Source organism: Paraliobacillus quinghaiensis (assembly GCF_003426025.1).
Classification (GTDB): Bacteria; Bacillota; Bacilli; order Bacillales; family Amphibacillaceae; genus Paraliobacillus_A; species Paraliobacillus_A quinghaiensis.
Window position 1 is genome coordinate 1 of the sequence record NZ_QJSH01000066.1, and the last position, 677, is coordinate 677.

1 protein-coding gene is annotated in these 677 nt (G+C 32.3%); it reads right to left on the reverse strand.

Features of this window, described 5'->3' with window-relative positions; genetic code table 11:
- Window positions 1-35: 35 nt before the first annotated feature.
- On the reverse strand, window positions 36-614 hold the full coding sequence (locus D2K40_RS16275) for a hypothetical protein (protein ID WP_117157363.1): 579 nt from the start codon (window positions 612-614) through the stop codon (window positions 36-38).
- Between the last annotated feature and the right edge of the window lie 63 nt (window positions 615-677).

The window sequence follows — 677 nt, forward strand, 5'->3', positions numbered from 1 at the left end:
CGTTTGTTTAAGTACATATTTTCACAATCAGCCATTTATCCACCTTGCCTGTCTATTACATCTCCACTTTCAGATAATCCTCTGACTACCATTTCATTACCTATCTTGAAGTAATAACGTGTACCTTGATATGAAATAATTTCAACTTCATCAAACGATTTTTCTTCTTTTGTTTTGGTCTCGACTCTTGTTATTTCAGGATTATTCACTTCACCAAACACCACATAAAATTCGTGTAATTCATTTCCTTGATTATCATATTCACGCAGTGGTTCCCTATATACGGTCATATTATCATTCTCGTAATGTGTCCATCCATGGTGACCAATGTTTTCCCATCCCTCTTTATCACTTCCTTTAAAAAAGGCTAATGCAGATGCTTCGTAATTTGCTAAAGGAAGCTCTTCTTTATTAGGATTTGTCGTGTACATAACAATGGTTACATTATCATATTTTTCGGTGTGGATTATATCATTAACTTTATTAGGTATCCCTTTTTCAATTGCTTCTTGAAAATCATCATATTTCCCAATTTCAAAGTTTGAAAAAACAACCAAATAAAGCAATACTACTGATAAGAGAGCAATAAGAGATAAACTTATTAGCTTTTTCATCTATAATCCCTCCTCACTTATTATATTACTATTGAAAACTAAAATCTTGTTCCACTAACCTGC